At 71.4% G+C, this 14,508-nt stretch carries 10 protein-coding genes; 6 read left to right on the forward strand and 4 right to left on the reverse strand.

The genetic code is table 11. The annotated features are described in order from the left end of the window. Positions 1 to 141: 141 nt before the first annotated feature. The gene (locus tag ACFLIM_RS43840) at positions 142 to 738 is read right to left on the reverse strand and encodes an SACE_7040 family transcriptional regulator (RefSeq protein ID WP_393175591.1); all 597 of its coding nucleotides are present in this window, start codon (positions 736 to 738) and stop codon (positions 142 to 144) included. 61 nt (positions 739 to 799) lie between these two features. Between ACFLIM_RS43840 and ACFLIM_RS43845 the strand changes: the two genes are divergently transcribed. The 6 genes from ACFLIM_RS43845 (at position 800) to ACFLIM_RS43870 (ending at position 9,948) form a co-directional block, all read left to right on the forward strand. Next, complete coding sequence (locus tag ACFLIM_RS43845) at positions 800 to 2,368, forward strand: carboxyl transferase domain-containing protein (RefSeq protein ID WP_393175593.1); 1,569 nt, start codon at positions 800 to 802, stop codon at positions 2,366 to 2,368. Between the two features lie 54 nt (positions 2,369 to 2,422). Next, positions 2,423 to 4,372, forward strand: a complete 1,950-nt coding sequence (locus tag ACFLIM_RS43850; RefSeq protein ID WP_393175595.1) for an acetyl/propionyl/methylcrotonyl-CoA carboxylase subunit alpha — start codon at positions 2,423 to 2,425, stop codon at positions 4,370 to 4,372. Continuing rightward, positions 4,372 to 5,277 carry a hydroxymethylglutaryl-CoA lyase gene (locus ACFLIM_RS43855; protein ID WP_393175597.1) on the forward strand — a complete coding sequence of 302 codons (906 nt, stop codon included), beginning with the start codon at positions 4,372 to 4,374 and terminating at the stop codon, positions 5,275 to 5,277. Before ACFLIM_RS43850 ends, ACFLIM_RS43855 begins: the two co-directional genes overlap by 1 nt. A gap of 1 nt (position 5,278) precedes the next feature. Continuing rightward, positions 5,279 to 6,415, forward strand: a complete 1,137-nt coding sequence (locus ACFLIM_RS43860) for an acyl-CoA dehydrogenase family protein (RefSeq protein WP_393175599.1) — start codon at positions 5,279 to 5,281, stop codon at positions 6,413 to 6,415. Between the two features lie 66 nt (positions 6,416 to 6,481). Continuing rightward, a complete protein-coding gene (locus ACFLIM_RS43865; RefSeq protein WP_393175601.1) occupies positions 6,482 to 6,916 on the forward strand; it encodes a GNAT family N-acetyltransferase in 435 nt (144 codons plus the stop codon). Positions 6,917 to 6,972: 56 nt separating this feature from the next. Continuing rightward, positions 6,973 to 9,948, forward strand: coding sequence for a helix-turn-helix transcriptional regulator (locus tag ACFLIM_RS43870; RefSeq protein ID WP_393175603.1), 2,976 nt, complete (start codon positions 6,973 to 6,975; stop codon positions 9,946 to 9,948). A gap of 100 nt (positions 9,949 to 10,048) precedes the next feature. Here ACFLIM_RS43870 and ACFLIM_RS43875 read toward each other — a convergent pair whose 3' ends face one another. The 3 genes from ACFLIM_RS43875 to ACFLIM_RS43885 all read right to left on the reverse strand — a co-directional run bounded on the left by ACFLIM_RS43875 (position 10,049) and on the right by ACFLIM_RS43885 (position 14,435). After that, the gene (locus ACFLIM_RS43875) at positions 10,049 to 12,487 is read right to left on the reverse strand and encodes a hypothetical protein (protein WP_393175605.1); all 2,439 of its coding nucleotides are present in this window, start codon (positions 12,485 to 12,487) and stop codon (positions 10,049 to 10,051) included. 83 nt (positions 12,488 to 12,570) lie between these two features. Beyond that, the gene (locus ACFLIM_RS43880; RefSeq protein ID WP_393175607.1) at positions 12,571 to 13,512 is read right to left on the reverse strand and encodes a carbohydrate kinase family protein; all 942 of its coding nucleotides are present in this window, start codon (positions 13,510 to 13,512) and stop codon (positions 12,571 to 12,573) included. Next, the gene (locus ACFLIM_RS43885; RefSeq protein ID WP_393175609.1) at positions 13,497 to 14,435 is read right to left on the reverse strand and encodes a pseudouridine-5'-phosphate glycosidase; all 939 of its coding nucleotides are present in this window, start codon (positions 14,433 to 14,435) and stop codon (positions 13,497 to 13,499) included. The genes ACFLIM_RS43880 and ACFLIM_RS43885 overlap by 16 nt, the downstream gene beginning before the upstream one ends. Positions 14,436 to 14,508 lie beyond the last annotated feature (73 nt).

A 14,508-nucleotide genomic window follows, 5' to 3' on the forward strand; every position in this document is an offset into this window, starting at 1 on the left:
GGGCGGGGGAGGGGAAGGGGGAGGGGGCGCGTCCCAGTAGTCCGGATCTCGCATGACAAATCTCCTCAACTATCGAGATAGCGTGACGATATATCTAGATAGTTGAGAGGGCAAGGGCATTACGCGCAGAGCGACCCTGAGTTAGTGAGCGTTAACCGAGGCGTCGATCGCGGCCCGCGCCATCGCGTGCAGCAGGGGCCGCATGTCCTGCGCAGGCAACTCGCCCGCGCTGTGCGGCGTCGAATTGAGCAGCCCGAACGCGGCGTGCGTCGCGGCGCGCAGACGGGCGGCCGGGCACGACGGATGCAGCTCGGCCAGCACGGTCACCCATTCCTCGACGTAGAGCCGCTGCAGCCGCCTGATCTGCCTGCGCTCGGGCTCTGGCACGTTGCCCAGCTCCCGGTCGTGCACCGTGATCAGCGCCGGCTGCTCGATCGCGAACGTGATCTGCACGTTGAGCAGCGCGTCCAGCGTCTCCTGCGGGTCCGGGCACGAGGTGACGGCCGCGGCGGCCGACGCGCGCAGCCGGGAGCTGACGTCCAGCAGCATCTCGGCCAGCAGCGCGTCCTTGCCGCTGAAGTGCCGGTAGAGCGCCGGGCCCGAGACGCCGACCGCGCCCCCGATGTCCTCGATCGAGACCCCGTGGAAGCCGCGCGCGGCGAACAGCCGGGCGGCCGCCTCTAGGATTTCCGTGCGCCTTTTGCCCCTATTTCGGGTAGGTGTGGGGACGGTGGTCACGTCTCACATGCTAGACGATTACGTTAATGATGACTAACATTCGAGCCATGAGAGGGGACTCATGAGCGACTGGCCGGTGCTGAAGTCGGCCGCCGAGCCGGGGAGCGAGACGTACAAACGTAACTCCGAGCTCAACGAGCGGCTCGCCGCCGAGTTGCTCGAACGTCTCGCGGGCGCCGCCCGGGGCGGTCCCGAGCGCTCGCGCAAGCGGCACGTGGAGCGGGGCAAGCTGCTGCCGCGCGACCGCGTCGATGGCCTTCTCGACCCCGGCTCCCGCTTCCTCGAGTTGTCGCCGCTGGCCGCGAACGGCCTCTACGACGACCAGGCGCCCGCGGCCGGGATCATCACCGGCGTGGGCAGGGTCGCGGGCCGCGAGTGCGTGGTCGTCGCCAACGACGCCACCGTGAAGGGCGGCACGTACTACCCGATCACGGTCAAGAAGCACCTTAGGGCGCAGGAGGTGGCCCTGCACAACCGGCTCCCGTGCGTCTACCTCGTGGACTCCGGTGGAGCGTTCCTGCCCAGGCAGGACGAGGTGTTCCCCGACCGCGAGCACTTCGGCCGCATCTTCTACAACCAGGCCACCATGTCCGCCCGCGGCATCCCTCAGATCGCCGCCGTGCTCGGCTCGTGCACGGCGGGCGGGGCATATGTGCCCGCGATGAGCGACGAGGCCGTCATCGTACGCGGCCAGGGCACGATCTTCCTGGGCGGCCCGCCGCTGGTGAAGGCGGCCACCGGCGAGGAGGTCACGGCCGAGGAGCTGGGCGGCGGCGACCTGCACGCGCGGGTCAGCGGCGTCACCGACCACCTGGCCGACGACGACGCGCACGCGCTGGCCATCGTCCGCGACATCGTCGCCACGCTCGCGCCGCGCGCCGAGCGGCCGTGGGAGACGACCAGGCCGGAGCCGCCCCGGCACGACCCGCGCGACCTGTACGGGATCGTGCCCGCCGACACCCGCCAGCCCTACGACGTGCGCGAGGTGATCGCCAGGATCGTGGACGGGTCGCGGTTCCTGGAGTTCAAGGCCGAGTACGGCTCGACGCTCGTGACCGGGTTCGCCCACCTCCACGGCCATCCGGTCGGGATCGTGGCGAACAACGGCATCCTGTTCAGCGAGTCCGCCATGAAGGGGGCGCACTTCATCGAGCTGTGCGACCAGCGGCGGATCCCCCTTGTCTTCCTGCAGAACATCAGCGGCTTCATGGTCGGCAAGGCCTACGAGGCGGGCGGCATCGCCAAGCACGGGGCCAAGATGGTGACGGCCGTGTCGTGCGCGCGGGTGCCCAAGTTCACGGTGGTGATCGGGGGGTCGTTCGGCGCGGGGAACTACGCGATGGCGGGGCGGGCGTACTCGCCCAGGTTCCTGTGGATGTGGCCGAACGCCCGCATCTCGGTCATGGGCGGCGAGCAGGCCGCGAACGTGCTCACCACCGTGGGCGACGCCGACGCCGACGCGATCAGGGCCCAGTACGAGCACCAGGGGAACCCGTACTACTCCACGGCCAGGCTTTGGGACGACGGGGTGATCGATCCGCTCGACACCCGTACCGTCCTGGGCCTGGCGCTGTCCGCGGCGGCCAACGCCCCCCTCGAACCCGCCGGTTTCGGCGTCTTCCGGATGTGAGCGAAGCGTGAGCGAGCAATGAAAAACGTGCGAAGCACTGCGCTGTTGGGGGGGATGCGGGGGGCTCGCCCCCCGCAGGGGTTTGGACGTGTTCTGATCGCCAACAGGGGCGAGATCGCCGTACGGATCATTCGCACGTTGCGCGGGCTCGGCATCACGTCGGTGGCCGTGTTCACGCCGTCCGACGCGGGTGCCCGTCATGTGCTCGAAGCCGACATAGCCCTCCAGGTGACGAAATATCTGGATATTGAGGCGATTGTGGGGGCGGCTCGGGATTCAGGGGCTCAAGCCGTACATCCCGGTTATGGGTTTCTCGCGGAGAACGCCGCGTTCGCGCGGCGGTGTGCGGAGGCCGGGCTGGTCTTCGTCGGCCCGCCCGCCGCGGCCATCGACGCGATGGGCGACAAGATCCGCGCCAAGGCCACGGTGTCGGCCGCCGGGGTCCCCGTCGTGCCCGGTGCGACCGACTCCCTGGAGGACTGGCGCGACTTCCCCGCCCTGATCAAGCCGTCCGCCGGCGGCGGCGGCAAGGGCATGGTGCTGGTACGGTCGGCCGCCGAGCTGCCCGACGCCCTCGAATCGGCACGGCGTACCGCGGTGGCGGCGTTCGGGGACGGGACCCTGCTGATCGAACGCTACGTCGAGAGCCCGCGCCACATCGAGATCCAGATCTTGGCCGACACCCACGGGAACGTCGTGCACCTGGGCGAGCGCGAATGCAGCCTCCAGCGCAGGCACCAGAAGATCATCGAGGAGGCCCCCTCGCCCTTCGTGAGCCCCGAGACGCGCGCCCACATGGGGGCGGCGGCGGTGGAGGCCGCCCGCGCGGTGGGTTATGTGGGGGCGGGCACGGTCGAGTTCATCGTGGACGGTTCCACCGGGGCCTATCACTTCATGGAGATGAACACCCGGTTGCAGGTCGAGCATCCGGTCACGGAGCTGGTGACGGGGCTCGATCTGGTGGAGCTGCAGTTGCGGGTGGCGGCGGGGGAGCGGCTGGCGTTCGGGCAGGAGGACGTGCGGCTCACCGGCCACGCCGTCGAGGCCCGCGTGTACGCCGAGGACCCGGCCCGCGGCTTCCTGCCGAGCGGTGGCCGGGTGCTCGTTCTCCGTGAACCCGGCGACGGTGTGCGGGTGGACTCCGGGCTGGTCGAGGGCGGCGTCGTGGGCAGCGAGTTCGACCCGATGCTCTCGAAGGTCATCGCCTGGGCCCCCGATCGCGGTTCTGCGCTCAGGACGCTCGACCGGGCCCTGGCCCGCACGGCCGTCCTGGGCGTGGTCACCAACATCCCGTTCCTGCGCGCCCTCGCCGCCCACCCGGCCGTCGTGGCGGGCGAGCTGGACACCGGGCTGGTCGAGCGGGTGCTTCCCGAGCTGGTTCCCGACGTGGACGTGCCCGGCGAGGTGCTCGCGGCGGCGGGGCTCGTCTTCCACGCCATCCCCCAGGGCGACGATCCGTGGCAGGTCACCGACGGATGGCGGGTCGGCGAGCGGGCGTGGACCACGTGGCGGTTGGAGTCCAGGCACGGTGTGCACGCGGTTCAGGTCCGCGGCCTGCCCGAAGTATCCGCAGAAGTGCGGATAAATGACGAGAAGGTGGCTGGGTGCATCAGGATCGGCGGCGCCGAGCTCGCCGTCACGCTCGGCGGGCGTACCGAGCGCTACCTCTGCGCGCGCAGGGGCGACACGCTCTGGCTCGGTAAGGGTGGCGAGGCGTGGGCGTTCACCCGGCACCTCATCGGCGACCCGGGCGACCGGCCGGGCGCCGCGGTGGCGGGTGACGGCGTGGTCAGGAGTCCCATGCCGGGCACGGTGCTCGTGGTCAAGGCCCAGCCGGGTGATCGGGTGAGCGAGGGGCAGCCGCTGGTCATCGTCGAGGCCATGAAGATGGAGCACACGGTCACCGCCCCGCGTGACGGCGTGGTGTCCGAGCTGCCCGTGCAGGCGGGCCAGCCGGTCGACATGGACGCCGTCCTGGCCGTGATCATCAGCGAGGAGGCGTGATGCCGTACCCCATGGAAGGTCTTCCGCACCAGGTCACGATCTACGAGGTCGGGCCGCGCGACGGGCTGCAGAACGAGTCCGCCGTCGTGCCCGTCGAGGTGAAGGCGGAGTTCATCGACCGGCTCGCCGAGGCGGGGCACAAGGTGATCGAGGTGACCAGCTTCGTGCACCCGAAGTGGGTGCCGCAGCTCGCCGACGCCGGCCAACTGCTCACCAGGCTGCACCGGAGGCCGGGCGTGCGCTACCCCGTGCTGGTCCCGAACCTGCGCGGCCTCGACCGGGCGCTCGAACTCGACGTGGACGAGATCGCGATCTTCGCCAGCGCCACGGAGACGTTCGCCGCGAAGAACCTCAACCGGAGCCTGGAGAGCCAGTTCGACATGTTCGAGCCGGTCGTGGCCAGGGCGCTGGACAACGGGGTCAGGGTGCGGGCGTACGTGTCGATGTGCTTCGGCGACCCCTGGGAGGGGCCGACGCCGATCGCGCAGGTGGTCGCGGTGGGGGAGCGGCTGCTCGGGCTCGGCTGCTACCAGCTCTCGCTCGGCGACACCATCGGCGTCGGCACGCCGGGCCACGTCACCGCCCTGATCGGGGCTTTCCGCACGCCCGAGCGGCTCGCCGTGCACTTCCACGACACGTACGGCCAGGCGCTCGGCAACACCCTGGCCGCCTTGCAGGCAGGGGTGACCACGGTGGACGCCTCCACGGGCGGCATCGGCGGCTGCCCCTACGCCGAGTCGGCCACCGGCAACCTCGCCACCGAAGACCTGGTCTGGATGTTGCGGGGGCTCGGCATCGAGACCGGGCTCGACCTGGGCAAACTCGTGTCCACCAGCACCTGGCTGGCGGAGCTGCTCGGCCGGCCCAGCCCGTCCCGCGTCGTACAGGCGCTTTCGAAAGGCTGACATGCTCAAAGACGAGTACGAAGAGCTGCGCAAGACGGTCGAGGCGTTCGCCCGCGACGTGGTGGCGCCCGTGATCGGGGACTACTACGAGCGCGAGGAGTTCCCGTACGACATCGTGCGGCAGATGGGCGCGATGGGGCTGTTCGGGCTGCCGTTCCCGGAGGAGTACGGCGGGATGGGCGGCGACTACTTCGCCCTCTGCGTGGCGCTGGAGGAGCTGGCCCGCGTCGACTCCAGCGTGGCGATCACCCTGGAGGCCGCGGTTTCGCTGGGCGCGATGCCGATCTTCCGGTTCGGCACCGAGGAGCAGCGCGAACGCTGGCTCCCCAGGCTGACCTCGGGGGCGGAGCTGGGCGCGTTCGGGCTGACCGAGCCTGGCGGCGGCACGGACGTGCCGGGCGGGATGCGCACCACGGCCGTGCTCGACGGCGCCGAATGGGTGATCAACGGGACGAAGGCGTTCATCACGAACTCCGGCACCGACATCACCGGCGTCGTCGGTGTGGCCGCGCTCACCGGCGAGGGGGAGATCTCCACGATCCTCGTGCCGAGCGGCACGCGCGGGTTCGCGGTGTCGAAGAAGTACTCCAAGGTCGGCTGGAGCGCCTCCGACACCCGCGAGTTGTCCTTCACCGACTGCCGCGTACCCGCCGCGAACCTCCTGGGCGAGCGCGGCCGCGGCTACGCCCAGTTCCTGCAGACGCTCGACGAGGGCCGCATCGCGATCGCCGCCGTCAGCGTGGGGCTGGCGCAGGGGTGCGTGGACGAGTGCCTGAAGTACGTCAGGGACAGGAAGGCGTTCGGCCACCCGATCGGCCACTACCAGGCCATCCAGTTCAAGGTCGCCGACATGGAGGTGCGGGCGCACACGGCTCGGCTGGCCTACTATCACGCGGCGGAGAAGATGCTGGCGGGGCTGCCGTTCAAGAAGGAGGCGGCTATCGCCAAGCTGGTGGCGTCCAACGCGGCCATGGACAACTCGCGGGACGCCACGCAGGTGTTCGGCGGGTACGGATTCATGAACGAGTTCCCCGTCGGGCGCTTCTACCGGGACGCCAAGATCCTGGAGATCGGGGAAGGGACGAGCGAGGTGCAGCGCATGCTCATCGCCCGCCAGCTCGGGCTGGGCGACCTCTGACCGGACCTCCTTGGGCGAGGGGCGGAGTTTGCGCCGGGAACGGAGGACGATCTAGTGTCATCAACCATGACGGCTGACGATCTTCTCATCAGGAAGGCGGAGAAGGCGGACGCGGACGAGGTGTTCGCGCTGGCCCGCGAGTTCGGACTGACGTTCAGGCCGGAGCGCGAGCCCTTCGACGCCGCGCTGCCCGAGCTGCTGGCGAACGAGAACGCCCTGCTGCTCGCGGCCGTCGTGGGCGGGCACGTCCAGGGTTACCTGCTGGGGTTCGTGCATCTGACGCTGTTCGCGAACGGACCGGTCGCCTGGGTCGAGGAGGCCATGGTCGGGCCGGGGGCGCGCAGGCAGGGGATCGGGCGGGCGTTGCTGGAGGGGTTCGAGAAGTGGGCGCGCTCGCGCGAGGCGCGTTACGTGGCGATGGCCACGCGGCGGGCGCCCGAGTTCTACCATGCGCTCGAATACGAGGCCTCGGCCACGTTCTTTCGCAAGGTCCTGCGTTAGCGGTCGGCGGAATCTCCGCGGGCGTTTCTGTCGCCGCCGGATGGCATCCTTAGGGCGTGAGTATCCACGCCGTGAGCCCCCTGTTCGTCGGCCGTGCCCGCGAGCTCGCCGCTCTCGGTGACGCGCTCGTCAGGGCGCGTGCCGGGGTGTCGTCCACCGTGCTCGTCGGCGGTGAGGCCGGGGTCGGCAAGACGCGGCTGATCGGAGAGTTCACCGACCGGGCCGACGACGCCATGGTGCTCGTCGGCGGGTGTCTGGAGCTGGGCACCGAGGGTCTGCCGTTCGCGCCGTTCACCGCCGTGTTGCGCGGGCTGGTGCGCGAGCTGGGCCGGGACGGGGTGGCGGCGCTCGTACCAGGTGGGACCACGCGGGGGCTGGCGCGGCTGCTGCCCGAGTTCGGGGAGCCGGGCAAGGACGGGGCGGAGGCCAGGGCGCGGCTGTTCGAGCAGGTGCTCGGACTGCTGGAGCGGCTGGCGGAAGAGCGTCCCGTGTTGCTGATCGTCGAAGACGCGCACTGGGCCGACCGGTCCACCCGCGACCTGCTGTCCTTCCTCGTTCGCTACCAGCGCACCGCGGGCCGCCTGCTGATCGTCGTCACCTACCGCACCGACGAGCTGCGCCGCACCCATCCCCTCCGGCCGCTGCTCGCCGAGCTGGGCCGGATCGATTGGGTGACCAGGGTCGAGCTGCGCAGGCTCACCCGCCGGGAGGCCGTCGCCCAGGCGGCCAGCATTCTGGAGCGGGAGCCGTCCCCCGCCACCATGGACCTGATCTACGCGCGCAGCGAGGGAAACCCGCTGTTCGTCGAGGCGTTGCTCAGCGAGGCGGGCGGCGGTGACGCGCTGCCGGAGTCGCTGCGCGACCTGCTGCTCGCCAGCGTCGAGCGGCTGCCCGACGAGACGCAGGAGCTGCTGCGGGTGGCCAGCGCCGGTGGCCAGCGCATCGAGCACGACCTGCTCAGCGCCGTCGCCGGGCTCGAAGAGAGCGCGCTCTCCCGCGCGTTGCGCCCCGCGGTGGCGGGCAACGTGCTGATGGTCGACGGCGAGGGCTACGCCTTCAGGCACGCGCTCATCCGCGAGGCGCTGCACGACGACCTGCTGCCCGGCGAGCACACCCGGTTCCACACCCGTTACGCCCAGGCCCTGGACCACGACCTGTCGATCCTGCCCGCCCCGCGCGGCGCGATCGAGCTGGCCCACCACTGGCACTCCGCCCACGACTCCACCTGGGCGCTGGCCAGCGCCTGGGGCGCGGCCGCCGCCGCTCGCAAGTCCACCGCCTACGACGAGCAGCTCAGGATGTTGTCCAGGGTGCTGGAGTTGTGGGACCAGGTGCCCGACGCGGTCGAGCGCATCGGCGCCGACCGCCTCGACGTGCTCAAGCAGACGGCCACCGTCGCTCACCTGGCCGGCGAATACGAGCGCTCGATCGCCCTGGCCACCGCCGCCCTCGCCGACCTCGACTACGCGACCGACCCGATCAGGTCGGCCACGCTGCTGCGCCAGCGCGGCCTGACCCGCTACGACCTGGGCCGCCCCGGCCACCTCGACGACCTGCGCCAGGCGGCCGAGCTGACCCCCGCCGACAAGCCGAACAAACTACGCGGCCAGGTCCTCGAGAGCCTGTCACGCATGCTCCACATGCCGGCGGACTGGCCGGAGCGGCTCGCCACGGCCCGGCTCGCGATGGAGATCGCCCATGAGGTGGGCGACGCCAACACCGAGGCCCACGCCCTGATCAGCTTCACCTGGTCGCACTCGAAATACTCCGAGATCGAGGCCCAGATGGAGGCGTTCGCGGAGGCTCGGCGCATCGCCTACCGCGACGAGGCGTACAACGCGCTGATGCGCTGCGCCATCTCCGAGTCCGACGCGCTGGAGGGCGCGGGGTGGCACGAGCGGGCCGCGCAGGTCGCTCGGGAGGGGGTCGAGGAGGCGGGGCAATACGGCCTGGCCCGCACGTCGGGGACGTTCCTGTCGATCAACCTGGCCGAGCCGCTGGTGTCGCTCGGGCGCTGGGACGAGGCGCTGGAGGTGGTCGAGCATGCGCTCGACCTCGCGCCGCCGGCGCCTTATCGGGCCAGCTTGCAGGGGTTCGCGACGGATATCGCGCTCGCGCGGGGGCAGTTCGACCGGGCGGAGAAGCTGCTGGAGTCGTCGCGGAGCGTGTTGGCGCGGGGGACTTATCGGGATCAGACTGTTCTGCCGCATCTGTGCAGGGAGGTGCAGCTGCTGCAGGCTCGGGGGGAGATGGAGGCGGCCATGGGGGCGGCGGGGCGCGCCCTGGAGGAGCACGATCTGCTGGCCAGCCCGCGTTATTCCTGGCCGGTGCTGGTGACCTCCGCCCAGCTGCTGTCGGCTGTCGTGCCGCCCGCGCAGGCGGGGGAGGCTGCCCGGTCCGGTGGGGCGGCTCTCGAAGGGCTCGCGCGACTGGGTGCGGCTCTCCTGCCACGGCTTCGTGCGCTGGGGCAGGAGCTGGAGGTCGAGGGCGATCTCCAGCAGGCGCAGCGGCTCACGTTCACCGCTCTGACCGGGCCTGACACGCCGCTGGAGGGTGCCGTCGAGCCGTTCGCGTGGCAGTTCAAGGCGTGGGAGCTGGCCGTGGGGGCTTGGGCTTCGTTGCGGCAGCCGTACGCGGAGGCTCGGTCGCTGGTGGGTGCGGCGCACGCGGCGCTGGCGACGGGTGATCGGCAGGAGGCCGCGGCGCGGCTGGCGCGGGCGAGGGAGCTCGCCGGGCGGCTCGGGGCAACGCCGCTGCTGGAGCAGCTCGACGTCTTCGGGCGGCGGGCCAGGATCGGGGGCTCCGATGAGGCCGCGGACGGGCATCCGCTGGGGTTGACGGCTCGGGAGCTGGAGGTGTTGCGGGAGGTGACGAACGGGCGGAGCAACCGGGAGATCGCTGAGGTGCTGTTCATCTCGATCAAGACGGTGAGCGTGCACGTCTCCAACATCCTGGCCAAGCTCGGCGTCGCCACCCGAGGCGAGGCCGCCGCCACCGCCCACCGCCTCCACCTCTTCGACGCCTCCCCGTGAACGCTCCCGCGGGGCGTCTCGGGCCCTCGGGTGTCTCGGGTGGAGCCCACAGGGCCGGGCGCCGTTACGTGCGCCCCGAACCCGTCGACGTGGTCAACGCTCAGCCGGTCAGCTGGGCCTCCAGGCGGTAGCCGTCCACCGTGACGTAGACCTGGTCTCCCGGGCGGGCGTTCAGGCGCATGAGCACCGGCTGGAGGGAGTCGAAGACCGGCTGGTGGCCCTGCCAGACCAGGACGATGGCGTTGTCCCCGGGGCCCGTCACCGACAGCAGGGTGCCGGGGCGCATGCCGAGCTGGGCCGCGTACCCCTCCGGCACTGGCACCGGGCCGCCCCTGAGGTGTTCCGGGGTGACCTCAATGCGCTGCCAGCGGCGGGGGTCGGAGGACGGGCTCGGCAACGGCGGAGGTGGTGTGGCCGGGGTGCCCGCGAGGCTGCCCGGGAGCATGGCGGAACGGCCGCCCGACAACGCCGACAGCGTGGCCAGGGCGGCGGAAGGGTCGATCGAGCCCGTCGTCGCCGTCGGAATGGGCTGGCCGCCTCGGTGGTGGTGGCCGTTGGCTCCCGGAGTGCGGCGGGGCAGGGGCTGGGCCGGGGACGGGGCCTCGGCCACCGCGTCGGGGTCCGCCTCCGCAGGGAGAGCGTCGAGCCAGGCCTTGGCCGAGTGGGCGCGGATGCCCAGCTCGGTCATGAGCTCCACGACGTCTGCGTCGGCCGGGTTCGCGGCCAGGAGCTGCCGCGTACGGGCCTGCAGGCCGTGGATGTCGCCCACCACCAGCCAGCCGTCCTGGAAGCGGCGGTCGGGCATGAGCGTCACCAGTACCCGCCAGAGCGGTGTGCGCAGCGACGGGACCGTCACGGGGTGGGCCGGGTCCGCGCCGATGAGCTGGTCTTCGGTGGCGGCCGCGCCGAGCCACTCGGTCAGGCGGAACATGTGGCCCGTGACCGGCGCGGACTCCGAGGAGCGGAGCCAGTGCAGCACGCGTTCTTCGGCGGTGCGCTGGGCGTGGGAGAGCGCGTCCCTGTCCACCAGCATCTTGTGGGCGAGGGTGCGCAGGCTGACCGGGTCCTCCGCGAACAACCGGTGAACGGCCACCGCCAGCTCGAGTTTGTCCAGGCTGCGGAACAGGTTGTCCACGACCCGGACCATCGCATGGTCGGTGTCGGAGGGCACGGGGCTGGACGACGACGCGGCGGGGGTGGTGGCGCCAGGGGCCGGGGTCGAATACCCAGGTACCCCCGAAGTGCCGGTAGTGCCGGTAGTGCCGTTGGCTCCGGCCTTGGAGGCGTCTGCGCCGGGAATGGCGGGGAACGAGCCGGTGTGGGGGCCGCCGGGGACGGAACTGGGGCCGGTGCCGCCAGAGGCGGGGCTGCCGGGAAGGGAGCCGATGTCCTGACGTCCGGTGTCCTGGCGTCCGGATTTGGGACCCATCGGACGTTGCGGGAGGCCCTCGCCCGGGAAGCCCTGGCGCGGGCCGCCTTGCGGTTGCGCGGGGAACGAGCCCGTCTGGCGCTGCTGCGGGCCGCTTTCCGGTTGCTGGGCAGGGAACGAGCCGGTCTGCCGCCGCGTGGCGCCATCCGAAGGTTGCGCCGCGAAAGTCCCGGTCCGGGGGCCGGCGTCCGGAGGCTGCGCCGCGAACATTCCAGTTTGCGGACCGCTGTCCGGCGGTTGCGCGGGGTGGGATCCGGCCTGGGGACTGCCGTCCGCAGGCTGCGCGGCGAAGGTTCCGGTCTGCGGGCCGCCATCCGACGGCTGTGCCGGGAAGGAGCCGGTCTGGCGGCGTTGCGGGCCGCTTTCCGGTTGTGCGGGGAACGAGCCCGTCTGCCGCTGCGGCGTGCCTTCCGGCAAGGAGGCGGCCTGGCGCTGGGGCAGGCCGTCGCCCTGGCTCTGGTTCGCGAACGGGCCGGTCGGCTGCCGTTGCGGCCCGCTGTCCGACGGCTGCGCGGCGAACGGACCGCTCTGCCCGGCGAAGGAACCGGTTTGCGAGGCGGGTTCCGGCTGGACCGGGAACGAGCCCGTACCCCGGGACGAAAGGCCCTCACCTGGGAAGGTGGCGCCGCGCTGGAGCGGGCGGGTGACCTCCGGGTGACCTGCCTGGGGGGCCCGAGCTCCGTCTCGCTGGGCCGGGATGCGGCCGAGGATCTCGCGGAAGACCGAGCCGATCACCACTTCAGGAGTGGCCGACGGGGTGCCCAGGTCGCTGGGCGACAGGCGGCGCAGCCGTTGCCAGCCGCCGAGGCCGGTGATCGCCGTACGGGTGGCCTCCGGCCAGCCGGGCAGCGCGGGATCGATGTGGTGAACCGTCAACGCGGGCAGCAGGTCGGCCAGCGGCAGGTGATCCCAGCGGGCGGCGGCCAGCCGGGCCAGGCGTTCGCAGATCCAGTCGAGCCCCGCCGTGCCGAGCGCCCTCGACAACGCGAGGGAGGACCACCACCCCGGGGGCAGACGCGGATCGCCCAGCGCCTCGGCCACCTGCTGAGGGCGGCTCCAGCGCAGCGCAGGGACGAGGTCGCTCAGGCAGATCGATGACTCGACTTCCATCGGCGGACCTTATCCTCCCCAGTGAGCCGCGTGGTGCTGCCCGTAACGTATGTGGCTAATGGTGCAGCCTACGCGGCAAGCTATCAATCAGTGTGAATAGGGTAAAGACGGTTCAGATCCAAACCGTACCGTGGCCGACCGCCCACCCGGGCCACGCATTCGGCACCAGCACGGCAACCTGCCTCCAAAGCGGCCTCCTCGCTGACACCATGCAAAGTCGCGGTGAGGAACCCGGCGGCGAACGCGTCACCGGCCCCCGTCGAGTCCACGACCTTGGCGGGCACGCCTGCCGCCGTCGCGACCACCGCGCCGTCCACGGCGGCCGTCGCGCCCTTCGCTCCCAGCTTCACGACCGCTGTGCCGTACATCTCACTCAAGAGTACGGCGGCGCGCTCCGCCGTCGTGGCACCACTGAGAAGGAGAGCCTCGTCGAGATTCGGGATAATCAGGTTGGCGGGGGACGATTCGCGCATGAAACGTTCAACGCCGAAGTCGCGCAGCGGGCCTGTGGAGGCCGGATCGATGCTGATGGCGACGCCCGCGGCGGCCGCCTCGGCCATGGCGAGCCTGGCCAGCCGCAGCCCGGGCTCGGCGAAGAGGACGTAGCCCGACAGGTGCAGTCGGCCGACGCCGTCGAGCAGGGACGGGCTCCAGTCGGCCTCGGAGATCAGGCCGCCGGCGCCGCGGTTGGTGAGCATCGAACGTTCGCCGCTCTTGTCCACCATCGCGATCACGACCGCGGTGGGGCGCGCCGGATCCACGGTGACCTGCGGGCGGACTCCTGCCTTGATCAGTTCGGTGGTGTGCCACGCGCTGCTGTCGTAGCCGAGCCTGGCCAGCAGGCGGACGTCGGCGCCTAAGCGGGCGGCCCAGGCGGCGGTGTTCGCGCCGGAGCCGCCGGGGCGCAGCACGATGTCGGCGGCCGTGTCGGTGCCCGACATGACCGGCGAACCGTGCAATGCCACCACGTCGGTGACCGCGTCACCGATGACGAGGAGAGCCTTGCCCGTCACGTTCTGGCCCACGACAGGGCGATCTGGGCGGCCAGGGCGGTGTTGCCGCGTACGGCGGCCAGGTTGGCCTCCAGGGAGGCTCCGGCGGTGCCGTTCACCAGGTAGCCGAGCAGGAACGGGGTGATGGCCTGCCCCTTGACGCCCTCGCGTTCGGCGGCGGCCAGCGCCTCGGCCAGCACGCGGTCGTGCAACTCCGGATCGAGCTGCTGATCCTCGGGGACGGGGTTGGCGACGATCAGCGCCGTCTCCCGGCCGCCGAGCGTGTCCTGGCCGCGCATGATGTCCGCGGCCTCGTCGGGCGACTCGATCCGCCAATCGATCGGCTGGCCGGAGGAGTGCAGGTAGAAGCCGGGAAAGGTGTCGGTACGGTATCCCACCACGCTCACGCCCCTCGTCTCCAGGCGCTGCAGCGTGGCGGGCACGTCGAGGATCGACTTCACGCCCGCGCAGACGACCGTGATGCGCGTACGGGCGAGCGTGTCGAGGTCGGCGGATTCGTCCTGGTCCTCCGTCCAGCCGCGGTGCACGCCGCCGAGCCCGCCGGTGGCGAAGATCCGGATGCCGGCGCGGGCGGCCAGGAACGACGTGGCCGACACCGTGGTCGCGCCGCTCGCCTTCAGCGCCGCCGCCACGGGCAGGTCCCGCTGGCCCAGCTTGCGCAGCCCCGACTCGGTCGCGATGCGCTCCAGCTCCACGTCGTTCAGGCCGATGCGTGGCACGCCGTCCAGCACGGCGATCGTGGCCGGCACGGCGCCCGCGGCCCGTACGACTCCCTCCAGCTCCCGTGCCACTTCCAGGTTGCGCGGTTGCGGCAGCCCGTGGGAGATGATCGTGGACTCCAGCGCCACGACCGGCGAGCGACTTGCCAGGGCCTCGGCGACCTCGTCGGAGGGCTGGAGAACGGAGTCGGTGGCGCTGCGCATGGTGAGTTTCATGCTCCTTGAGTGGTCCTGGCCCTGTTTAGGGGGAACGGAGTGTTTCGCGGTCTTTGTTCCGAACAGAGCAGGT

Source organism: Nonomuraea marmarensis, assembly GCF_043197025.1.
Lineage (GTDB): Bacteria > Actinomycetota > Actinomycetes > Streptosporangiales > Streptosporangiaceae > Nonomuraea > Nonomuraea marmarensis.